Raw genomic sequence first — 21,728 nt, forward strand, 5'->3', positions numbered from 1 at the left:
TTATATTTTTTGTCTCTTAAACTTATAATTTACTTAGAAAATTATTTTATAAGCTTCGATGCGTTACCATATTCACGCATGAGTGTTAAATAATGTGATAGGGTTGGTATGATGAGTGAATGCAATCTTTTAGATGTCCTCTCCAATAAAAAAGTGCTGTGTGTTGAAGATGAAGCGTGTATTTTAAACAATATCATGGAGTCATTAGAGCTTTTTTTTGGGAAGGTTGTTGGTGTCAGTGATGGCATTGAAGCGCTTGATGAAGCAAAAAGCAACCTTTATGATGTGTTAATGCTTGATATTTCTATACCGCATATGGATGGACTTGAAGTGGTCAAGAAAATCCGAGAGTTTGACAAAAAAATACCAATTATAATCCTCTCTGCTCATACGGAACAAGAGTATCTTTGGCGCGCTGTTGAGCTTAAAATTACACGTTATTTGGTAAAACCTTACGATAAAAATATGCTTATTAAAGCTTTAGAAGATGTGGCTATGGAGTTGATCGGGCATACGCCGATGCTTCAAATAACCTCTGAATGCAAGTATGACTTTTGCAAAAAAACCATTTGCCATCAAGGTGAACTCATTCATCTCTCTAAAAGCGAGAGTAGGCTTTTAGAATACTTTTTAAAACGCTCAAATCAAACCGTTACATATGAGCAACTGTTTGATTATATGTGGGAATTTGAACAACCCAGTAAAGAAGCCCTGAAGTCCATTGTGAAAGAACTTCGTAAAAAAATCGATAATAATTTCATCAAAAACCTTTACGGTGTAGGATACGTGTGTGAAATATAGCTTTAAAATCATCGTAGCGCTTTTTGTCGTTATGTATTCAATCATAACACTTTTGTTTTTCAATTTTTACCGCGAATTAGCGATGAAAGATGCCAGACAAGAAGCCATTTTTATCTTAGATACCATGAATGCGATTCGAGATTACGTCTCCGTGGTACAACGTCCTTTGATAGACGAACTTAAAGAAAAAAAGATGTTGGCAGAGGATTTTTTTGATCCGAGGTTGCTTTCATCTTCGTATATTACGCGTGAAATCTACAACATCCAACGTGCCAAAAAGAACATTAATTACGACTACAAATTGATCGCTACAAACCCTCTCAATCCTGAACATGAGGGCAACAGCTTTGAAAATGAGATTTTGGACGATTTTAAAGAGGGCAAATACCAAGAGTATTCTCAAATTATCAAAGAAAACAATAAACCCTATTTTTTCGTGGGACTTCCTATTCACAATTCTCACCCCTCGTGTTTACAGTGCCATACCACAAATAGTGCTCCAAAGCGCATGGTGGAGCAGTACCATACGATTCCTGATTTTCAAAGTAAAGTAGGCGATGTCATTGCAATGATTTCGTTCAAAATCCCTGTTTACAGCATTTTAACCTATCATGTTAAAGAGTTTATCGTAGGTGGATTTGTTATGTTCATTGTGTTTGTTATCTTTATTTTGTTTATCTACAAAATTTATAAAAACGAATTACGCCTCAAAGAAAAAACGAATATGTTGATGATGAGCCAAAACCGCTTGGCATCTATGGGCGAGATGATTGGGAACATTTCGCATCAATGGCGACAGCCACTGGCGCAAGTGGGTGCTATTTTAATTAACCTTGAACTGCACAGCGACCAAGATAAACTCACCAAAGAAAAAGTAACGAAAAAAATTGCAGAGGCAAACGCACAGCTTGCCTTTATGTCCAATACCATTGATGATTTTAAAAACTTCTTTTTACCCAACAAGGCTAAAAAAGAGTTCAGTGCCCAAGAGGTGATTTTTCAAGCCAAAAAATTGCTCAGTGCGTCACTTGAAAAATATGCGATTGACGTGAGTATCGATATTCAAAACAACTTTATACGTTCAGGTTATGCCAATGAGATCGTACAAGTGCTTATCAACATTATGAATAATGCCAAAGAAGCATTTATGACACATCATAGTAAAGATAAACAGATTAAAATCACAGCATTTTTACAAAATGGCGTGCCTATTATGACGCTTGAAAACAATGCGGGGCACATTGATCCTGCAATCATCGAGAAAGTTTTTGATCCTTATTTTACAACCAAAGAGTCTAGCAGCGGGCTAGGGCTTTATATGAGCCAGATGATTATTGAAAAAAGTGGTGCAACATTGCGCGTTGAAAATTCAGATGAAGGTGTAATTTTTACAATTATTTTTTAGTTTACATATTTAACACAAATTTAATACTTCCCCCTTTTCCCCCCTTTTTTACTGATAGTATTCTTAGTGAGGCATTCGTGCTGGTTGGTCTTTAAATGATTGACGTTTTTTCATGTATATGAAGAAACGTAGATGATTTGAGATTCGATTTTTCAAAGGAGGATACATGAAAAATTGGGACAAAGTGTTACTTGGTTTATTCATGTGTATCAATCTCTTTTCCATCGGCTTAAACGCTGAGGGCATGGAGGGGATGCAAATGAGTAAGGATGCAAAGGGCATCATTGCTAATCCGAAGGGTACTAAGGAGAGCAGAGGCGTTACTTCGTTGCAAGACTATATTGTCGAAGAGCAGGTTATGTATGACTGGCTCTTTAAGAATCACCCTATTTTTACCAAATACGGTGGTAAAACGGTTGGCGAAATGCATGTTGCTGATCGTGGTAAAGAGTTTATTGCGGAAGGTCATGGTAAAGACTTTTCAAAAGCAAGTAAACGTAGTGGCGGTGAAGGTGTAAGTTCAATGATGTATAGGGTTGCAAGAACTTCAACACTTGCATTTCCAAACAAATTTATTGGACCAGAAAAATGTGGCGAGTGCCACCCTGCACAATATGAAACATGGAGCAGGTCACGACACTCAACTACAATCAGATTCCCAGGAGAACATCCAGAGTTTAACAACAACTTGGTGGATCCAGTTTTTGATAAAGACACAGCATCAATTCTTCCGAAAGGAATTACCCCTGATGTGATCTATTGTACTATAGGGCATGTTAGAACAAAATTAGGCTATTTGGATGCGTGGTTACTTCGTGGAACTTACCATGTAGAAGGCGGACTTCTTAAAAATGGTACGGGTCAAATTACCGCAGGTGCAAACCAATGGCAAAGAACATGGGCACTGAACCTAACGCCTGAAGTTGCAAAAAAAATCAAAAAATGGATTCCAGATTTTCCTGTAACATTGGCTGATTATGGTGATAATGGTGGTTATGTCAGAGGTTTGGCTTCGTATGCGGCAAAATACAAAAAATCAATGGATTTCCAAGCAGGTTCTTCTTATTGTGAAGTGTGCCACCCTTGGAAGTTTGATTTTAAAAACCAAAACGACTTTTACAATGCTCTTGGTAATGCAAAAGAGCTTCAAAAGCACACCATCTCTAAAGGTGTTTCGTGTGAAGAGTGTCATGGCGCAGGCGGTCACTTAGAGGGTGGTTCTGGGCTTCTTACCTCAAATTGTGAACGATGTCACCAACGCTTTAACTACAGCCCCGATCTTGCTAAAAACCCTGCCAATGTAGGTAAGCCAGATCTTGCTTTGAGTTCAAAATTCAAATCAATGGGACCAGGATGTGGTAGTGAAGGTTCTCAAACTTACTTTACAGCACACTATGAAAAAGGTATGCGTTGTGCAACCTGTCATGATCCTCACGATGTCACAGGACCTGTAACGGGCGAAAAAGATCTTAAAGGTACCAATTACAATGCAAATCAAGGCTATTTAAGTTCCCTTTATACCAAACCAAAACTCAAAAAACAGTGTGTGGATTGCCATAAAGAACAAGGATATATCCAGTCTAAATCAGATACACACAGTAAAAACTCATGTCAGACATGTCACATGCCGTTTATGATGAGTTGTGAAAACTGGTATGCGGTTCAGTTCCAAGACCAAGCAGGTATGGATACTCAAAGACGTTCACACATCTGGAAAATTGATGTAGATCCAAAACGTAAATCTTTGGTACCAAGTTCAGCTGCAACAGGACCAAGAGATACAAAAGATTGGCATTTTGAAAGGAACGATGAAGGTCGTAACTTTGTAGATCTTATGTGGTCATGTGCACGTACAACATGGGCAGATAAAGAGCAAGTAGAGGCAAAAGGCTGTCACAGTCCTGTTGTTTCAGAACTCAAAGAGACACTTCACTTTAAAGATCAAAAACAAGCGTACGATGAGGTTATGGGTTGGCAAACACCTGTGAAAGATAAATTCACACAGGTAAAAGTAGGCATCCAAGGACTTTACTCATTGCTTGAAGTGAAAAAACTCTCACCATCGGATAAAACCAGAGTGTACGAGTTGATCGAAAAAGCGCAACAAGCTGTTGATCTCGTTGAAAAAGACGGTTCATGGGGTATGCACGGTTTCAAATACACTAAACAAAGACTTGATGCGGCTATTGAGTATATCAATGAAGCACAAAGAATTGTCAATAAAAATCTAAAATAGCGGTGTCGCACTTTTAGTAAAGTGCGATTTTTAAGTGGGCTATAGCGTTTGTAGCCCACTTCATTTTACATGTAAAGGTATTAAGATGATGCGTAAACAACTCTCAACAGGATTATTTGTATTTATTTGTTTGGTTTCTGGGGCGACTGCTGGTGAGCTAAAAACACAAGTACAAAAAGAGTCATACAGTATTGGTGTATCCACAGGAAGCTATATCTCAAATCAACTTTTTGAACAGTCGGAGATGGGTGCAAAATCTGATATTGAAGCGGTGATTGATGGGTTTATTGATGCCTTGAAAAAACAACAAAAACTTAAAGATGAAGAGATTATAACGCATCTCAATAGCCGCGCAGAAGTGTTAAATAAAGTCAGTCAAGATAAATTTAAACAAGCCTTGGATAAAAATATTGCAGACGGCAAAAAATATATGGCAGCAAATGCTAAAAATAAAAAAGTGACAACAACCAAATCAGGTTTACAATATGAAGTGCTTACGCTTGGCGGTGGTTCAAAACCGCAAAAAGAGAGCATTGTTATGATGAATTACAAAGCCTATTTGGTAGACGGTAAGGTATTTGATGATACCTATGAGCGTAAAACGCCTTCGCATCTTTCGATGATTAATATTATTGATGGTTTGCAAGAAGGGTTAATGCTTATGCCTGAGGGATCAAAATATAAATTGATTATCCCAAGTGAACTAGCGTATGGCAATGCAGATATGCAAGAGATTCCTGCTGGTTCAACCGTTGTTTTTGAGGTAGAGTTGGTGAAAGTGCTTAAACCAGGCGAACTTACAGATAGTGCAAAGCCACTTAGCGAAGAAGAAATGAAACAAGCTCACGGTGGTATTGAGAAAAAGAAACTGTAGAGCAAGAGTGTTCATCTACACGAATTGGAGGGGAAGATGGAAAATGATGGGAAAAGAAGAGCTTTTCTAAAAGTTTTGGGTCTTGGTTCTGTGACATTGGGCACTGCGGGTTACAGTGTTGCCATTGAAGCAGGAAAAGAAGAAAAAAAACCACACTACGGGATGATATTTGATCAAAACAAATGTGTGGGTTGTACGGATTGTGAAGTAGCGTGTCGAAAAGTCAATGAAGTGCCAGAAGGGCAGGTACGGCTTTACGTTGAAAATAAAACAGATCCTGCAACACCAATGGAAAAGAGATACGTACGTGTTTCGTGTCAGCAGTGTGAAGATGCTCCGTGTGTGGCAGTATGTCCAAGTCGTGCGTGTCACAAAGATGCTAAAACTGGCATTGTTACGATGAATCCTGATGATTGTATCGCTTGTAAATACTGTATTGTGGCGTGTCCGTATGATGTGCGTTTTATCAACCATAAGACTAAAGCAGCAGAAAATTGTAACTTTTGTCTGGGTACCAATTTAGCCAAAGGCAAAGAGCCAGCCTGTGTGGAGTCATGCAAATATAAAGCGCTTGTTTTTGGGGATTTAAACGATGAAAAGTCTTATATAAACCAAATTTTACATGTCAAAGATCACGTGCGTATGAAGCCAACGTATGGAACAAAACCAAGTTTGCGCTATATACCTGTTGTCAAGGTGGGGGTGTGATATGAACGGTGCCATTAATTATACATACGGGTTTTCGCATGGCGTTGAGTGGGGCTGGCCGATCGCGGTTTATCTTCTGCTTGCGGGTATTTCAGGTGGAGCGCTTATTGTCGCTTTGTTGGTACGTTTTTACAAAAAACAACATGTTGATACACCGCTTTTAAAAGCGGCTTCGTTGGTGTCCTTTGTCACCATTGCTTTTGGTATGGTCTTTTTGGTGGGTGATCTTGAAAAACCACTCTATTTTTGGAAAATTCTCATTCACTATAACTTTACATCGGTTATGTCGATTGGTGTTATGGCAATTTCGGTTTATATTCCACTCACACTGATTATGTGTCTTTATATGTTTGAGAAAGAGATTCTTTCATACATTCCACAAAGTTGGGCGAAAATAGTAGAGTATTTTGTTGTCATTATGGGAATTTTGAGAAAATTGCGCCCACTTATTGAAGTATTAAGCGTTATTTTTGCAGTGGTTATTTGTGCGTATACAGGGTTTTTAATTTCTGTTTTGGTACGCTTTCCCATACTCAATACAGCAATTCTTCCAGCACTCTTTGTGGTTTCGGGTCTCTCCGCTGGAACGGCGTCTGCCAGTATGATTGCTTCGTATTTTTTCAAAGAAGAGACGCATTCATCTGATCTGAAAACATTGCATACGATTGAGTGGCCTATTATGGCGATTGAGATTATGCTCATTGCAATGTTATTTGTTTCACTTTTAGTCGGCAATGAGTTTCAACAAACTACGACGGTTGCGTTTAAAAGCGGTGTGTTCGCGACACTCTTTTGGGTGGGTGTCATGGGAGTTGGCTTTGGTCTTCCTTTGGTACTCAATTTTGCTTTAGGTAAAAAGCTAGCGCATTCACATGCCGCATTTTACCTCTCAGGATTGGCAAGTGTGGTAGGCGTTTTATGCCTTAGAATGTTTATTATTTACGCGGGACAAACGTTTGGCGTGTGATGTATGCAGATTTGATTTAAAGGTTTAACATGAAGTACATATCTACCTTAGGAAAACTCTTTTTTTCGTATAAATTTATGCTCTTCATGTTGTTTTTGTTGGGTTTGGGTGCAGGTGTTGCTACGTTTATCGAGAGTGCTTATGACACCCAAAGCGCTAAAATAGTTGTTTATGATGCTTTCTGGTATGAGGGGGTGATGCTTTTGCTGACCCTCTCTTTGGTTGGCATTATCTATAAAAATAAGATGTGGAAAAAAGTAGGTGCATTTACGCTCCATCTTGCGTTCGTTGCCATTTTGATTGGTGCAGCGATGACGCGCTACTTTGGATATGAAGGGGTTATTCATATCAGAGAAGGGTTGAGTGAAAATGAGATGCTGACGGTGAAGTCCTATTTTAGCATCAAAACGGAGCAAGATTTTTTAGAGTATCCGCTTGCTTTAGGACAAATTGGCAATAACGATTTTTCTTACGATGTGATGGTGCGTGGTAAAGTTTTGCAAGTGAACTATAAAAGTTACCATGCCGGTGCCAAAGGCGAACTAAGTACCCTCATCGTGGAAGCACGTTACGATAACAAACTCAAAACGGCAAAAATTGAAGGCGGTGCGGGTTGGATAGAACCACCTGTAAAGCTCTCTTTTGATGATGTTGAGATTGAACTGGCGTGGGGTTCTAAAGTTATAGCACTTCCTTTTGCATTTAAACTGATCGATTTTGAGCTACAACGATACCCTGGCTCACAAAGTCCTTCTTCTTACGCGAGCGACATTGAAGTGGTGGATAGTGCTGAAAAAGACGTGTTACCTTACCGCATTTTTATGAACCATCCTCTCTCCTACAAAGGGTATAAATTTTTTCAATCTTCGTATGATGTAGATGAAAAGGGTACCATTTTAGAGGTGAATAAAGACCCTGGTAAATGGCCAACGTATTTTGGTTATTTTCTACTTTGTGTAGGGTTTATCGGAAACTTTTTTACCAAAGGAAGCAGGTTTTTAAAACTTCGTGCCTTTTTGCAAAAAAGTGCTTTATCGTTTTTTGTACCACTGCTCTTGTGTTCGACAACGCTTTTAAAAGCGGACACCACAGATTCGCTTGAGCAGTTTCGTAAAAATTCTTATGAACATGCCAACGGAGCGTTTAGTACACTATTGGTACAAGATTATAGGGGAAGAATTAAGCCCATCAGTACCGAAGCTATGGAAATCGTCAATAAAATAACAGGTCAAAGTTCTCTCTTTGGGCTTACGCCTGAGCAGATGATCTTAGGTATGAGCTCTAACGCAGCGCTTTGGCAAGAGATGAACATCATTAAGCTCTCCAATGCAAGCATTAAAAAAGCACTTAATTTACCACCCGAAACGGAGTATGTGAGCTTTGCTTCCATGTTTGATGATGAGGGGTACTACAAGCTTGCAAAACATGTCAATGCCGCCAATCAAAAAGCTGGGTCCAAACGTGATACTTTTGATAATGATGTCATTAAATTTGATGAAAAACTCAATATTGCTTACCTTACCCTCAAAGGGGTCTTTTTTAAATTTATTCCTATTCCAAACGATGCTATGCATACGTGGATTGCTCCCAATGATGCCTTTAGTCATCCACAAGTAGGCAGTGATGTCAAAAGTATGCTCAATGACTACTTTGTGGCACTTCAAGAAGGCATTACCACCAATCATTGGGAAAATGCCAATAATGCACTTTCTGGGCTTAAGCAAAACCAACGAGCCCTTAGCGGGGAGATCATGCCAAGTGAGACACGTGTACGTGCAGAAGTACTTTACAATCATTTAGGGATGTTTCAAAAACTGATTGGTTTTTACTTTTTGCTTGGTTTGGGCGCGTTTAGTTTAGCCGTCTTTTCTATCTTTAAATGCAAAAATTACCCTACCGTGGAAAAGAGTGTTTTATCCCTCTTTATAGCGGGCTTTATCGCACACAGTTTGGGTTTGGCTCTTAGGTGGTACATCTCAGGTCATGCACCTTGGAGTGACTCGTATGAGTCGATGGTATACATCGGTTGGTCAGCAAGTTTGGCAGGTGTTATGGTTTTTCGAAAATCCATTCTCTCCCTCTCTGCCGCAGCCATTTTAGCGGCTATCGTGATGCTTGTAGCGCATATGAGTTTTGTAAACCCACAAATCACTAACCTTGTACCTGTTTTAAAATCGTATTGGCTCACCATTCACGTCTCCGTCATTACAGCAAGTTATGGCTTTTTGGGTATGGGAGCATTGCTTGGTTTGATTACGTTGGTGCTGATGATGCTTAAAAACAAAAAGAATGCAACACGTATGAATGAACAAATCAGACATTTGATTGCCATTAATGAGATAAGCCTTATTATAGGGCTTTCCATGCTTACTGTGGGGAACTTTTTTGGAGGCATTTGGGCGAATGAATCGTGGGGAAGATACTGGGGATGGGATCCAAAAGAGACATGGTCTTTTGTTTCCATCATCGTGTATGCACTTATTTTGCATCTTCGCTTTATTCCAAAGTTGAACTCTGTTTATGTGTTTTCAATTGCATCGCTTTTGGGTTACAGCTCCATTATGATGACCTATTTTGGGGTTAATTTTTATCTTACGGGGATGCACTCTTACGCGGCATCAGGGGAACATGCCTCTTTGCCAAGTTTTATTTATTATCTCTTGGTAGCCTTGTTTGGGTTAGCTGCCTTGGCGTATAAGGGCAGAGATGTTAAAACAGTTTAGTGAAGTTAGCACCAAATGTGTGTGGGCATTCTGCCGAAGAAAACTCAGTGTTAACGTAGCTTTTAGAGCTTTGCTTTAAAAGCGTGTTTAGAGTTCTGCAAGAACTCTATTTTTAATCAAAAAAGGATAAACAATGAAAAAAGAACTACTCATTTTAATAGCGTGTGCTGTGATGGCAAACGCTGGATTTATCAAAGAAGGTATGGATGCCAAAGAAAATGGTGACCATCAAAAACTCGTTGAGATTTATGACAAAGCGTGCAACGAAGGTAAAGCTTCGGGATGCTACAACCTTGGCGTATTATACGCTGAGGGTACTGGCAATGTTACCAAAGACTATGCCAAAGCGGTTAAGCTTTATGAAAAAGCCTGTTCTGCCGACTTCGCCTCTGCTTGTTATAACTTGGGCTTTTTGTATGAGAGTGGCAACGGGGTGAAGCAAGACTTTGCTCAAGCGGTTAAACTGTATGAAAAAGCGTGTGCGCAGGATGAAGGCTGTACCAATTTAGGTCTTTTATATGCCAATGGGGCAGGTGTGCAACAAGACTACGCTAAAGCGGCAGAATTTTATAAAAAAGCATGTAAGAATGAAGACTTGATGGGGTGTAATAACCTAGGTTTCTTGCATGCGCAAGGTCGCGGTGTTTCCCTTGATAACAAAAAAGCGAATGAGTATTACCAAAAAGCATGTGACGGTGGTATTGCAATGGGATGTGACAACCTTGGCTTCATGTATGCACTGGGTAAAGGAAGTGTACAAGACTATAAAAAAGCGAGTCAATTTTATGAAAAAGCTTGTAACAGCGGTTATGACAAAGGATGTAACAACCTTGGTATCTTATACGCTGAGGGTAAAGGTGTGAGCGTGGACAACACCAAAGCCAAAGAACTTTTTAAAAGTAGTTGTGACAAAGGACTCAAAGAGAGTTGTGAAAATGCTCAATTACTTGAGAAAATTACAAAATAGTAGTTCGATATAAAAGGATAAAAAATGTTGTTTCGAGTCATTTTTACACTACTTTGCTTTTTGAGTTTTTCTAATGCTGAGATGTTTCAAAGCGTACCAGAAGCCAATGCCACCCTCATTCAGTCTGGCAAAGACAAATACGCATGTCCTAATTGTGGAATGCACTTGGTGAAGTTTTACAAAACCAGCCACACGCATGAGAACCACCAGTATTGCTCTATTCACTGCCTTTATGAATCAACCAAAGGGGTAATCCCAGAAGATGCTAAAGTTGTAGATACGATGAGTTTAGAGCTTATTGATGTTAAAAAGGCGTTTTATGTAGTAGGCAGTAAAGTGCGAGGTACGATGACCCGTACCAGCAGTTATGCGTTTGGTCTTGAAAAAGACGCACTTGCTTTTGTCTCAGAAAATGGTGGAAAAGTGATGAATTTTAAAGAGGCATATGCGGTGGCTTCAGAGGATTTTCCTAAAGATTTTGCCAAACCAGCTTCCTCATTAGCCCCTTTGAGCAAAATAGAAGTGCCTAAAGATGCGAAATGCCCTATCTGTGGTATGTTCGTTGCCAAATATCCTCAGTGGGTTGCGATGTATGATGGGGACAAAACATTTTATTTTGATGGCGTGAAAGACATGATGAAATATGCCTTTGCTCGAAAATTAAGTAATGATAAGTTTTACGTCAGTGATTATTATAAGCTTTCAAAACTGGAAGCTTCCAAAGCGTTTTATGTGCTAGGTTCAAACGTGTATGGCCCTATGGGCAATGAACTTATTCCGTTTGCAACCCAAGAAGAAGCCTTGAGCTTTTCACGCGACCACAACGGTCAAAAGGTCATCTCCTATGATGAAATTACGGAAGTTATGGTAAAAAATCTATGAAATTTTTAGCTATGCTTGCCGCTTCTTTTTCACTGATCTATTGTGTTATGGCGGTACATATGGTGCAATTTCCTACTCAAAAGAAAGCAGAAGAGATCCAAGCACTCTCTTTGCATGTTAAAGATGCTAAGGCTTCGCTCAGTTTTCCAACAAATGCATACCAAAGGTTTGTGTATGCTCAGTAAAAATTTTGTTGAGTATGCTATTTTATTGCTCTTTAAAGACAGAAATGACCATCTTTTTAGCTTTTTGATTTTCTCGTTTATTGTTTTTATCTTAAGTTCGGTTCTGTTTATCTCTGATTCGTTACAGTATGATCTCATTCAAAGTATCAAATCTCAACCTGAAATTGTCGTGGAAAACACGAGAGCGGGTAGGGCGTATCAGATGCACGAGGGGTATGTGTATGATGCCTCCAAAATTACGGGTGTGAGCAGTGTTGAAGGTGTGGTAGAAGGCTATTACTATTTCGCGCAAAAACGTCTGTGGTTTCACATCATTGGCGATGCACGTTTGGCGAAAGATGAGATGCTCATAGGACAGGGTGTTCAAAAAGCAATGGCAGAGCTTTACTACAAAGATGAGTTTCATTTTCTCACCGAAGAGCGCCTGATCAAAGTTAAAATTAATAAAATTGCTCCAAAAGGGACAAACATCCTCTCCAATGATGCGATCTTTTTGAATCCTAATACCGCGCGCGCTGTTTTAGGAATGGAGATGGATGAGTACTCCAAACTCTATGTTTCTGTGCCCAACCCTAATGAAGTGGGTAATGTTGCACTTAAAATTGTAGAGATTTATCCCACTGCTAAAGCCACGACCCAAGCTGACGCTATAGGTGCTGTACGTCATTTGTACTACTACAAAGGTGGCATCTTCATGATTCTTTACGTCGTGAGCTTGGTCTCTTTTTTCATTTTGCTTAAAAATCAGATCGGCTTGGTGTACGGTGAAAAGAAAAAAGAGATTGCTATTTTGCGCAGTCTTGGCTTTTGCATTAAAGACATCATTGCGCTCAAATTTATTCAAAACACGGTGGTTTCTCTGAGTGCGTATCTTTTAGGTGTAGCGCTCTCCTACATCTATGTTTTCATGTTCAATGCGCCTTATCTTCGCACTATTTTTCTAGGAAATGAGCTTGAAAATAGCATATCGCTCACCCCCGTGGTAGATGTCAATTTGCTCTTTCTTATCTTTCTTTTTGGGGTCATTCCTTTCTTGGCGTTTGTGATTTTACCTGCATGGAAAATCGCGATTAGCGACATGAGTGAGGCGGTGAAATCATGAGTAAAATTCTCATTCAAAACCTGCATAAGCTTTACAATCCAAACAAGCCTAATGCATTTTATGCGCTTAAAAATATCAATCTCATTGTTGAAGATGCCCAAATTGTGATCTTAAAAGGTGTCAGTGGTAGCGGTAAAAGTACGCTACTCTCGCTTATTGGTGGACTTAGCAAACCAAGTGAAGGCAAAATTGTGATCAATGGGCAAAACATCGCAAAACTGCCCGACATTATGAGCTCAGCCTTTCGCCACAAAGAGATAGGGTTTATTTTTCAATCGTTCAATCTTTTAGAAGGACTTAGTGTTTACCAAAACATTTTAGCACCCTTGGCGCTTACGACTCTGGATAAAGAGGCGATACACGAAAAAGTAAGCCGTGCGATGCAATTGGCGAATATTGAGCATAAAAAAGACCAAAATGTAGGCAGCTTAAGCGGGGGAGAAAGACAACGATGTGCGATAGCAAGGGCTGTTGTAATGGAGCCTGAGATCATTTTAGCCGATGAACCTACTGCAAATTTAGACAAAGAAAACGCTTTGATCTTTATTGAGATTCTTAAAAAATTTAAAGCACTTCATAAAACCGTTATTATCGCCACACATGACACGTTGTTTGACGATCTTGGTGTCATCGACCGATGTGTACAGATGCGCGATGGTGAGCTTTTGGAATGAGTATCTTTTTATCCAATGAGATCATCGTTTTTTTACTGATTGAGATCATTCTCGTTGTTTTGATGGCGATCTCACAGTTTAACATCATCACGATTTTACGCCATTGGGATTTTAACGCAACCACACCCTTGCAATACGCACTTGAAAAAAAGAATTATCTGGTTAACACCATTCTTTACTTTACCGTTACCTGCAAAGTGGTTCTATTTTTCTTTTTCATCCAATCCCTCAATGCGCTTTCAGGCATCGTCCCTGGTGCTATGTGTTCTGCGGGTGTTGTAGGTTCAAATCATTATGGTAATGCCCTCTTACTCTTAAAATTACTGCTTATCTTTGGTTTTGGACTTTGGCTGATTATCAATAAACTGGATCTTCTTCATATCACGTTTCCCTATTTAAAACGCAAATACACTCTTTTTACCGTTTTATTTCTGGGTGTTTTAGGTGAATTTGTGTTGGAAATGCTCTACTTTTCCAATATCCCGCTCACCGTTCCTGTTTTTTGCTGTTCGGTCGTATTTCAAGCACCAAGACTTCCTTTTGGCTATACACAAACGCTTTTAGTACTCTTTTTTTACACTCTTTTGGGTGCGATTATTCTTTTAAATCATCTCAAACAAACGATGGCAAGTTTTACCTGTAACTTACTTTTCTTGTTTATTGCATACTATGCGATTACCTATTTTTTTGGGCTTTACATCTACGAAATGCCCAACCATAAATGCCCGTACTGTATGCTTCAAAAGGAGTATTATTACATCGGTTATCTGATTTGGGGGTCGCTCTTTTTAGGCATTTTCTTTGGAATCATGCCTTTTTTAATTGAACGCATTACGCAAAAATCGTATGTTTACCTGCTCAAATACTCTTCAATGTGTTTGATAGTGACGGCACTTATATGTAGTTTCTATGTCGTGCGCTATTACCTCATGACAGGGGTGTTTCTATGATGAAATCAACCTTTGCAAGCCTTTTGCTTTTAGGCGTTATTGGGTTGCTTATTTTTACCATGGACATCAGTGAAACACGTGTTTTAGTCCGTCATGGCAATACCCAAAAAGAGCCTTTGGAGATTGTTTTAGAGAAGTACATTTGTACGGAAAGTCGTCTGCCCATTGTCGATCTTTTTAATTCTGCACAAGCCATTTTGCCAAATGGCGATACCTATTTTTTTAACGACATTGGCAATGTCCTGCTTTGGTTAGGACGTCAGAAAGACCAAAATGAGGTTGTTGTTTGGGTGTATGCGCAAGATACTGCACGTTATGTTTTAGCCAAAGATGCATGGTACTCACGCGTAGAGATCACTCCGATGGGGTATGGCTTTGGAGCGTACGAGTACCATCTTTACGGTACAGCGGACTATTATTTTAACGAAGTAGAGCTTTTTGCACTGCGTGGCGAAACCCTGCTCAATCCAATGATCAATTCACTGCTTGCTAACAATAAACTTTAATACCCAATGTAGCATATTAAAAAAGTATAAAGTAGTGCATTAAGCTTCGTGATACCTTAGGTATTGGTATGATTCGTCATGAAACTAAACAGCCTAGGAGTTTAGCCAATGAAATCATTTTACGGATACAGTCTCATGCTTGTAGGGTTCTTTTTTTATGCCTTAGCGCTGTTCGCACTGGTTTATCCCATCGAATTTTCGTTAGAAGGTGTATGGCAATCCATAACCAACGGCACATTGCGTTTGAGCATGATACAAAGCTTTACGATTTTTGGACTTGGCATTCCTTTTCATCTCATAGGGCGTAGAATGGTGTATCAAGCTCGAAAAAAACTCTAAAATGATTTTCGTGCACAAAACAGCTCAAAGGCTTTTTTCGCCTCTTGTGCTGCTTCTTTGTCAAGATGATACCCTTCGATCTCATCTTCTCTAAAATGACGGATATCAAAGCGTTTGCCATTGCCATTAAACCACGCAGTAGTGTATAAATAACCTTTTTTGCTCACAGGGCTGTGTGGGTCAACAAACCCTTCTTCTTCTGTGTAATGTGTAACGTCTGTGAAGTATAGAAACTCACTTTGAACAACTTTCAGTGTGTAATTAATGGTATAACGAGCGATGCCTTTGTCGCATACAACCACGAGCGTGGTACGCAATAAATCTTTTATTATAAGAATAATCACAAATAAAAATGGGAAAAATAAAATACCGATGAGACCATGCCCTATAGCTTCTTTTTGCCAACCACTGTAAAGCATCAGCAAAGAAATGGCAAAACCAAACGTACAAAAAAGAAGTTGAAAAATGCGCACACTAAGCTCTGAGCGTATACGCTTTTTAATGTCAAGCGATTGCACATAAAGTACTTTGCCAAGCTCATGCGGAGGTTTTAGGTTGTAGCGTGTAAGTAGCTCTTTTATGTACAGTCCTTAAATATGGCTATTTTTAAGCAGTTCAAACAAACGCTTATTGATAAAATAAACTTCTCTACCTTTTCTTTCACTCGCTAAAATACCTATCTCTTCCAATGCTTTGAGGTAACTTGCGGCAGTTTTGCGTGTGATGCCAAGTTCTTCGACTAAAAAGTTGATTTTGGTGTAGGGATGTTTGAAAAGCAACTCTAACAACTCTTTTGAGTAGAGTTTTGGCAAGGCTTTTAAAATGACCTCTTTGCTCTCTTTCATGGTTGCATTAATAGCATTGATAAGCACGATGCTCTTTTGCGCTGTTTGTTCTACGCCCTCAAGTATATACATCACCCACTCTTGCCATGCTCCATCACTACTCACAGAGCGTAAAAGACGATAATAATCCGACTTGTTTTTGATAATGTAAGAGCTAAGATACAAAATGGGTATCTCTAAAAGTCCACTGAGCATTAGAAAAAGGATATTGACGATGCGCCCCGTTCTTCCGTTACCATCGTAAAAAGGATGAATCGCCTCAAACTGATAATGCACAATCGCCATCTTGATGAGCGCATCAAGCTCATCGAGCTTGGGCGTGTTGATGTAGCGCTCCAAATTATCCATCAGAGTATGGATGGTTTGTGGATTTTGTGGTGGCATAAAAACGACTTCGCCGCTCTGTTCATTTTTAAGAACCGTTCCACTTTGTGAACGCATACCAGCATCATTGCCCTCTAACACTTTTTGTATCTCGATGATATGCTTCTTGAGCAATAAACGATGCTCCCCAATCAACGAAAACCCCGTATAAAGTGCCTCACGGTAACGTTGTACCTCTTTGGCTTGTTGTGCGATAGCGGCACTGCTCACACTCGCGCGGTACAATTCATCGTGCGTGGTGATGATATTTTCAATCTCCGAAGAGTCTTTGGCTTCTTGCAAAGAGAGGGCATTGATTAAGATGTGCTGATTGGGGATGGAGTTCGCTACGCCTTTGAGTTCGGCTAAGGCACGATTCGCGGTGATGACTTTTTTAAGAATCGCTTTTGTCTCTAACTCAATGGTGAGCGGAAGCAGTGCGGGAATGTACTCATCAGCCATGAAACCCCTTTAATGTGCGTCATTTTTGTATCAAATTACCCATATCATATAAACATGGGTAATTTTTTCATTATTTTACCCAAGTATTTTGAAAATGGGTCATTTTTTTGATTTTTTACATAAACATCTGTTGCAAAAGTGCTTATTATTTCATATTGCAATATTACCCATAGGCTTAAGATTTTTGGAATATAATCAAAAGAAAACTTTAGGATTATAAAATGGCTGAAAAAGATACAGACGTTGAGAGTAAGATACCTGATGCTGAGACATTTTTCTTAAAAACTCATTTGTACCAAGAATTTCCATTTAATGTAAAAAATGACAATGATTATATAAGATTAAGAGATTTAGAGTTTTTTAATGATGCAATTCAATGCTACTGCCCACAATGTAAACAAGATAGAACTTTTAGAAATGATAGAATAAAAAGTAAGGATTTAATAACATATACCTCTTAATAGTACCCGTCCTATTGACTTTTCTACATACATTACACGTAAAAATGGAGAAGAATATCTATCTAAAAATAAAACGTATACATTAGAATTTTACTGTACTCATAACCATGAACACAGAATATATTTTACATTTACTATTTATAATAATACTATTCAAAAAGTAGAACAATTCCCAACAATACTTGATTTAGAAAATAATACAGAGCTTAACGAGTATAAAAAAGAGCTTGGTGAAGATAAAGGAAGAGAGTTTCATAAAGCAATAGGTTTGGCTAGTCATAGTGTAGGTGTTGGTTCATTTGTTTATCTAAGAAGGATTTTTGAAGATTTTATTTTTCAAGCAAGAGATAAAGCTATCGAAGACAAAGCTATAACTGAAGATGACTTTATTCACAAAAGAATGGATGAAAGAATAGAATTGTTGTCTAACTATCTACCTAAAACTCTAGTCGAACATAAAACGTATTATAGTATTGTTAGTAAAGGAATCCATGAACTGACCGAAAATGAATGTTTGAAGTATTTTGATACATTAAAAATGGGGATAGAAGTTATTTTGGATGAAAAAATAGAAGCAAAGAAAAAAGAAGAAAAGAGGAAAATATTTCAAAAGAGCTTTGGGAGTATTCATCAAGAAGTAAAGGCTAAAGCAGACAAATAGTCTGCCCCTTACCTCACCCTAACATCTTATCATACTGCCTTGCTAGTGGTAACAGCTCTGTGAGAGCATCTGAGACGACTTTATTTAATCCTTGAACCTTCTCCATGATCTGATAATATTGGCATGTATGAGAAATAGCTAGGTGATTGGCTTCAGTTTTACTCTTTATCTAAGCTCATTTAGACCTATTATTAATTGTAAATCTTTAGGAATCAGGCATTTCAAGTAGTATATTTTTTTGTTGTTTGAAAGTTGGCGGGTGTATCAGATTTCAACTTGGCGAGAGGGTGTAGGAATCGAACCTACCGGCAAACGGTCAACCGCCCACCCAATCGGCTTTGAAGGCCGTGGTGCACACCAGAGTCACATACCCCCCGTAAAAGGAAAAATATTCTAACTAAGATATGCTTTATAGAGAATAAAGTTAGCTTAACTTATAATGAAAGAAACTGTAAGAAAGGAGGAATGTCAAAATGTTTCGTGTCATTATGCTCATTTTTTTTCCTCTTTTTTTATGGGCGGCGCAGGCAAATCAGGGTGAAAATATTTGGGTGAAAGTAGGGCAGATTTACGGCATTGAGCCACGTCTTTTGTATTCTATTGCTAAAGTTGAAAGCGATCTTGACCGTTATGTGGTTGCCTTTACGGCAAGTAAGATGACTCCCAAACAAGCACAAGATTTGAGTCTGTTTTTAAAACAAAAAGGGATTGAGAGTAAGCAGTACTCCCAAGTCATCGCGATTAAAAGCAAAAATAAGTACGAAGCCAGTCATGTGGTGCATTTTCTCTACACCAATAACTACCCACGTTTTGACATGGGCATTATGCAGATTAACTCGATTCACAAGCCTCTTTTGGATAAAGCCAATATCTCGTTGTATGATCTGTTTGAACCAAAAATAAACATCCAAGTAGGCGCTTACATCTTAGCAACATGTTTTGCGAGACATAAAAATAACAAAGATGCCATCAATGCTTACAATGGCAAGATCAATGACAATCCTTACTCTGCCAAAGTTTTTAAAGAGTTTCAAAAACTCTACAGTTCGTATCAAAAAGACAAAACCAAACTCTACTACCGCGACCCTTCGTAAGTTTTATAGTTCACCTAAGCGGTATCCCACTTCTTTAATCATCTCTATAGCACCTTCAGGGAGTTTTTTACGCAAGCGCTTAATGAGGGCTCGCATATTGAGAACGCTCGTTTCTTCGCCTTCCCAGACATATTCTTCTAACTCATTAAAGGTGATGACACGGTGGCGATCTTTAATGAAAAGGTCTAAAAACATCCCCTCTTTTTTGGCAAGTTTTATCTCTTCATTATTGGGGTCAAACAAGCGGTGATTGACATAGTCATAACTGTATCCGATCCATAAAGCAATCGTTGAAGAGGGTTTATGACAGAGCTTTTTGACTTTTTGCACTAACTCATAAATAAAAAAAGGCTTTTTGAGATAGTCATCGCAACCGATTTCATAGGAGCTTTGGATTTTTTCCAGATCATGGTTTGAGCTCATAATGATAGCAGGGATATCTTTGTGATAAATACGGATAGTCTCTAAAATGGAGAGTCCATCAATAGACGGGACATTGATATCTAAAATAAAACAATGATAACCTCGGTTCAAGGCATCCAATGCTTGCTCTCCATCCATAAAAAGATCAACCTGATAGCCCTCTTTAATGAGCACACTTTTAATGACATTGGCTAAACGCTCATTATCTTCTAAAACTAATATTTTCATGTTACATTTCCTAGTGTTATAGTGAAACACGCACCTTCATGGGTATTGCTTGCTTGAATTTTTCCACCCATTTTATCTTCAATAATCAGTTTTGACATATAAAGTCCAATACCATGACCATGATCTTTTGTGGTGTAGTATGCATCAAAGATATTGGCTAACTTTTCAGCAGGAATTCCTCCTCCATTATCTTTAATATCAATAATGACTTTTTTAGCATGGTTATAAATTTGAATAAAAATATAACCACGTTTAATATGTTTTGTTTCACGCATCTCTTTAATTTGATCTTTAGCATTATTGACAACATTGAGTAGTGTTTGCATAAATTCATTTTTATAACCACTTACTATAAGGTTGGTTGAATGACTGATATCAATTTTGACATCAATGTAATTGTATTTGATGTTGTGATTGATGATTTTAAGCATAGTTTCAATGGCTTCACTGACATCAAAGACAGTTTTAGTGGTGGAGGGCATAATGAACTTTTGGAAATCATTGATCGTATCGGTCATATAACGTACTTGCACCATGATGTCATGTACGTATTGATTATTTTGCTCATTGCTCCCATCTTTACTGTTGTAAAAATGTTCTTGCGTAATGGTTGCTATCTCAACCAGTGGATTTTTCCATTGATGTGCGATGGAAGAGAAAATTTCACCAATCTCTGCCAATTTTGATTGTTGAATAATAAATTGCTGATGTTTGTTTTTTTGAAGCTCAATGGCTTTGAGCTCGTTTTCACTACGAATACGCATGTAAATGTTGTGAATAAGCCATGCAATCAAAAAGAGCAAAAAAGGTGAAATTAAAAAAACAGCATCAATGAATTTTCGGTGTTTATCAAAAAAAGTTGGAGGGGCATTAACAAGTTCAAATTCTTTACTGACAGCATACGGTGAAAGTTCAAATTGATTAATTTTTTGAGCATCGAACTCATATTGATACTCTATCATTGTTTGCACGTGTAAGGGGTCAATTTTTTTATCTAGTACGTTAATCGCCATTTCTCCGGTATCTGTGCCTATGTTTTTCGTAGGCACAAGCTTTCCACCCAGTGCTCCTTTGCCTATGAAAAGTGTGTCCGTTACAAAAACAGGCAAAGCACTTTTATCAATCATATTGGCAATTTGGCTGTTTTTATAGAGATTGCCATATTTGTCGTTATAAAAGCGTATAAAGAAAACTGCTTCATCATCCTTAGGTGTCGAGAAACGCTCTTCGAGTTCTTCAAGTGTTGATTGTCGAATATATTCGATTTGGAATTTATCTTTATACTCTTCCATTGCTTGCTGAATAAAAGGTTCACTGTCATCACCATTCGCACTAGCATCGTTGACGAGATACAGTTTTTTGAGGTTCGGCATCATATGAGCGATCATAGGAATTGTTTCAGGGATAGCCCTCTTTTCCAAGATTCCATAGATACGATCTTCTAAACCTTGTTGTTGAATCTCTTCAAGTTCAAATTGTTCAAGACCTGTAAAGACAATAGGTTCCGTTGTAAAAAGCTCATGATAGTATTTGATGAGGAAGTCATAGGCAAATTTATCAATAGCAATGATGAGGTCATATTTTTGATTTTTGAGTTGAAGCTTATAAAGCTCGAGAAGTTTTGCATAATACGCATCAGAGTTAATGCGCTTAGAATCCATGTATAAAATATTGGTCGTAATGTCAGTACGACTGTAAAAAATCTCTTCAATTCCTGCTAGGACATCATCACTCCATTGAAAGCCTTTATGGTAAGAGTTAATAATAAGAATTTTTTTATCGTCAGCAGCAAAAAGAGAAGGGGAGGAAAAGAAAACAAAAACCATTAAAAATAGCACAAACTTCTTCATAGGAGTGTTCTCTTTTTAATAG

At 38.4% G+C, this 21,728-nt stretch carries 22 protein-coding genes and 1 tRNA gene; 18 read left to right on the plus strand and 5 right to left on the minus strand.

Annotated elements, in window-relative coordinates; all coding sequences use genetic code 11:
• Positions 1-111 precede the first annotated feature (111 nt).
• From V7Q04_RS12040 to V7Q04_RS12110, 15 genes are all read left to right on the plus strand, one after another.
• Positions 112-801 (plus strand): response regulator transcription factor, encoded by a 690-nt coding sequence (locus V7Q04_RS12040; RefSeq protein ID WP_333805608.1) that lies wholly within the window; start codon positions 112-114, stop codon positions 799-801.
• Positions 791-2,206, plus strand: coding sequence for a c-type heme family protein (locus tag V7Q04_RS12045; RefSeq protein WP_333805403.1), 1,416 nt, complete (start codon positions 791-793; stop codon positions 2,204-2,206). Before V7Q04_RS12040 ends, V7Q04_RS12045 begins: the two co-directional genes overlap by 11 nt.
• Before the next feature lie 166 nt (positions 2,207-2,372).
• Positions 2,373-4,442: a multiheme c-type cytochrome gene (locus V7Q04_RS12050; protein WP_333805405.1), complete on the plus strand. Its 2,070-nt coding sequence runs from the start codon at positions 2,373-2,375 to the stop codon at positions 4,440-4,442.
• Positions 4,443-4,530: 88 nt separating this feature from the next.
• The gene (locus V7Q04_RS12055) at positions 4,531-5,316 is read left to right on the plus strand and encodes an FKBP-type peptidyl-prolyl cis-trans isomerase (protein WP_443070043.1); all 786 of its coding nucleotides are present in this window, start codon (positions 4,531-4,533) and stop codon (positions 5,314-5,316) included.
• Between the two features lie 36 nt (positions 5,317-5,352).
• The gene (locus tag V7Q04_RS12060) at positions 5,353-6,024 is read left to right on the plus strand and encodes a 4Fe-4S dicluster domain-containing protein (protein ID WP_333805408.1); all 672 of its coding nucleotides are present in this window, start codon (positions 5,353-5,355) and stop codon (positions 6,022-6,024) included.
• Position 6,025: 1 nt separating this feature from the next.
• Positions 6,026-6,991: an NrfD/PsrC family molybdoenzyme membrane anchor subunit gene (gene nrfD, locus V7Q04_RS12065; protein WP_333805410.1), complete on the plus strand. Its 966-nt coding sequence runs from the start codon at positions 6,026-6,028 to the stop codon at positions 6,989-6,991.
• A 29-nt stretch (positions 6,992-7,020) separates the two neighbouring features.
• The gene (gene ccsA / locus V7Q04_RS12070) at positions 7,021-9,714 is read left to right on the plus strand and encodes a cytochrome c biogenesis protein (protein WP_333805412.1); all 2,694 of its coding nucleotides are present in this window, start codon (positions 7,021-7,023) and stop codon (positions 9,712-9,714) included.
• A gap of 133 nt (positions 9,715-9,847) precedes the next feature.
• Positions 9,848-10,681, plus strand: coding sequence for an SEL1-like repeat protein (locus V7Q04_RS12075; protein ID WP_333805413.1), 834 nt, complete (start codon positions 9,848-9,850; stop codon positions 10,679-10,681).
• Between the two features lie 24 nt (positions 10,682-10,705).
• A complete protein-coding gene (locus V7Q04_RS12080) occupies positions 10,706-11,563 on the plus strand; it encodes a nitrous oxide reductase accessory protein NosL (protein WP_333805414.1) in 858 nt (285 codons plus the stop codon).
• Positions 11,560-11,748 (plus strand): hypothetical protein, encoded by a 189-nt coding sequence (locus V7Q04_RS12085; protein ID WP_333805415.1) that lies wholly within the window; start codon positions 11,560-11,562, stop codon positions 11,746-11,748. Before V7Q04_RS12080 ends, V7Q04_RS12085 begins: the two co-directional genes overlap by 4 nt.
• The gene (locus V7Q04_RS12090; RefSeq protein WP_333805416.1) at positions 11,738-12,850 is read left to right on the plus strand and encodes an ABC transporter permease; all 1,113 of its coding nucleotides are present in this window, start codon (positions 11,738-11,740) and stop codon (positions 12,848-12,850) included. The genes V7Q04_RS12085 and V7Q04_RS12090 overlap by 11 nt, the downstream gene beginning before the upstream one ends.
• The gene (locus tag V7Q04_RS12095) at positions 12,847-13,524 is read left to right on the plus strand and encodes an ABC transporter ATP-binding protein (RefSeq protein ID WP_333805417.1); all 678 of its coding nucleotides are present in this window, start codon (positions 12,847-12,849) and stop codon (positions 13,522-13,524) included. The genes V7Q04_RS12090 and V7Q04_RS12095 overlap by 4 nt, the downstream gene beginning before the upstream one ends.
• Positions 13,521-14,474, plus strand: coding sequence for a hypothetical protein (locus tag V7Q04_RS12100; protein WP_333805418.1), 954 nt, complete (start codon positions 13,521-13,523; stop codon positions 14,472-14,474). The genes V7Q04_RS12095 and V7Q04_RS12100 overlap by 4 nt, the downstream gene beginning before the upstream one ends.
• Positions 14,471-14,980 carry a hypothetical protein gene (locus tag V7Q04_RS12105; protein WP_333805419.1) on the plus strand — a complete coding sequence of 170 codons (510 nt, stop codon included), beginning with the start codon at positions 14,471-14,473 and terminating at the stop codon, positions 14,978-14,980. Before V7Q04_RS12100 ends, V7Q04_RS12105 begins: the two co-directional genes overlap by 4 nt.
• A 108-nt stretch (positions 14,981-15,088) precedes the next feature.
• The gene (locus V7Q04_RS12110) at positions 15,089-15,319 is read left to right on the plus strand and encodes a hypothetical protein (protein ID WP_333805420.1); all 231 of its coding nucleotides are present in this window, start codon (positions 15,089-15,091) and stop codon (positions 15,317-15,319) included.
• Here V7Q04_RS12110 and V7Q04_RS12115 read toward each other — a convergent pair.
• Positions 15,316-15,837, minus strand: a complete 522-nt coding sequence (locus V7Q04_RS12115; RefSeq protein ID WP_333805422.1) for a hypothetical protein — start codon at positions 15,835-15,837, stop codon at positions 15,316-15,318. The genes V7Q04_RS12110 and V7Q04_RS12115 overlap by 4 nt on opposite strands.
• Positions 15,838-15,909: 72 nt before the next feature.
• Entirely contained in the window at positions 15,910-16,989 is a 1,080-nt protein-coding gene (locus tag V7Q04_RS12120; RefSeq protein ID WP_333805423.1) for a Fic family protein, read from the minus strand.
• A gap of 221 nt (positions 16,990-17,210) precedes the next feature.
• Between V7Q04_RS12120 and V7Q04_RS12125 the strand changes: the two genes are divergently transcribed.
• Positions 17,211-17,450, plus strand: a complete 240-nt coding sequence (locus tag V7Q04_RS12125; RefSeq protein ID WP_333805424.1) for a hypothetical protein — start codon at positions 17,211-17,213, stop codon at positions 17,448-17,450.
• Positions 17,451-17,718: 268 nt separating this feature from the next.
• On the plus strand, positions 17,719-18,111 hold the full coding sequence (locus V7Q04_RS12130) for a hypothetical protein (protein ID WP_333805425.1): 393 nt from the start codon (positions 17,719-17,721) through the stop codon (positions 18,109-18,111).
• 277 nt (positions 18,112-18,388) lie between these two features.
• Here V7Q04_RS12130 and V7Q04_RS12135 read toward each other — a convergent pair.
• Positions 18,389-18,487 (minus strand) — tRNA-Sec (locus V7Q04_RS12135).
• Positions 18,488-18,584: 97 nt separating this feature from the next.
• On the opposite strand from V7Q04_RS12135, the gene V7Q04_RS12140 reads away from it, so the two are divergent.
• Positions 18,585-19,205: a lytic transglycosylase domain-containing protein gene (locus V7Q04_RS12140; protein WP_333805427.1), complete on the plus strand. Its 621-nt coding sequence runs from the start codon at positions 18,585-18,587 to the stop codon at positions 19,203-19,205.
• A gap of 3 nt (positions 19,206-19,208) precedes the next feature.
• Here the strand turns inward: V7Q04_RS12140 and V7Q04_RS12145 are convergent, their stop codons facing one another.
• Positions 19,209-19,856, minus strand: a complete 648-nt coding sequence (locus V7Q04_RS12145; RefSeq protein WP_333805428.1) for a response regulator transcription factor — start codon at positions 19,854-19,856, stop codon at positions 19,209-19,211.
• Positions 19,853-21,706 (minus strand): sensor histidine kinase, encoded by a 1,854-nt coding sequence (locus V7Q04_RS12150; protein ID WP_333805429.1) that lies wholly within the window; start codon positions 21,704-21,706, stop codon positions 19,853-19,855. The genes V7Q04_RS12145 and V7Q04_RS12150 overlap by 4 nt, the downstream gene beginning before the upstream one ends.
• Positions 21,707-21,728 lie beyond the last annotated feature (22 nt).

Origin of the sequence: Sulfurospirillum sp. (genome assembly GCF_036802865.1) — a bacterium.
Lineage (GTDB): Bacteria > Campylobacterota > Campylobacteria > Campylobacterales > Sulfurospirillaceae > Sulfurospirillum.

Coding starts and splice junctions, on each gene's coding strand:
- V7Q04_RS12095 (WP_333805417.1), top strand. CDS start 12,847: ATGAGTAAAATTCTCATTCAAAACCTGCATAAGCTTTACAATCCAAAC.
- V7Q04_RS12090 (WP_333805416.1), top strand. CDS start 11,738: ATGCTCAGTAAAAATTTTGTTGAGTATGCTATTTTATTGCTCTTTAAA.
- V7Q04_RS12100 (WP_333805418.1), top strand. CDS start 13,521: ATGAGTATCTTTTTATCCAATGAGATCATCGTTTTTTTACTGATTGAG.
- V7Q04_RS12150 (WP_333805429.1), bottom strand. CDS start 21,706: ATGAAGAAGTTTGTGCTATTTTTAATGGTTTTTGTTTTCTTTTCCTCC.
- V7Q04_RS12055 (WP_443070043.1), top strand. CDS start 4,531: ATGCGTAAACAACTCTCAACAGGATTATTTGTATTTATTTGTTTGGTT.
- V7Q04_RS12085 (WP_333805415.1), top strand. CDS start 11,560: ATGAAATTTTTAGCTATGCTTGCCGCTTCTTTTTCACTGATCTATTGT.
- V7Q04_RS12080 (WP_333805414.1), top strand. CDS start 10,706: ATGTTGTTTCGAGTCATTTTTACACTACTTTGCTTTTTGAGTTTTTCT.
- V7Q04_RS12125 (WP_333805424.1), top strand. CDS start 17,211: ATGGCTGAAAAAGATACAGACGTTGAGAGTAAGATACCTGATGCTGAG.
- V7Q04_RS12105 (WP_333805419.1), top strand. CDS start 14,471: ATGATGAAATCAACCTTTGCAAGCCTTTTGCTTTTAGGCGTTATTGGG.
- V7Q04_RS12120 (WP_333805423.1), bottom strand. CDS start 16,989: ATGGCTGATGAGTACATTCCCGCACTGCTTCCGCTCACCATTGAGTTA.
- V7Q04_RS12075 (WP_333805413.1), top strand. CDS start 9,848: ATGAAAAAAGAACTACTCATTTTAATAGCGTGTGCTGTGATGGCAAAC.
- V7Q04_RS12145 (WP_333805428.1), bottom strand. CDS start 19,856: ATGAAAATATTAGTTTTAGAAGATAATGAGCGTTTAGCCAATGTCATT.
- V7Q04_RS12050 (WP_333805405.1), top strand. CDS start 2,373: ATGAAAAATTGGGACAAAGTGTTACTTGGTTTATTCATGTGTATCAAT.
- V7Q04_RS12140 (WP_333805427.1), top strand. CDS start 18,585: ATGTTTCGTGTCATTATGCTCATTTTTTTTCCTCTTTTTTTATGGGCG.
- V7Q04_RS12110 (WP_333805420.1), top strand. CDS start 15,089: ATGAAATCATTTTACGGATACAGTCTCATGCTTGTAGGGTTCTTTTTT.
- ccsA (WP_333805412.1), top strand. CDS start 7,021: ATGAAGTACATATCTACCTTAGGAAAACTCTTTTTTTCGTATAAATTT.
- nrfD (WP_333805410.1), top strand. CDS start 6,026: ATGAACGGTGCCATTAATTATACATACGGGTTTTCGCATGGCGTTGAG.
- V7Q04_RS12060 (WP_333805408.1), top strand. CDS start 5,353: ATGGAAAATGATGGGAAAAGAAGAGCTTTTCTAAAAGTTTTGGGTCTT.
- V7Q04_RS12040 (WP_333805608.1), top strand. CDS start 112: ATGAGTGAATGCAATCTTTTAGATGTCCTCTCCAATAAAAAAGTGCTG.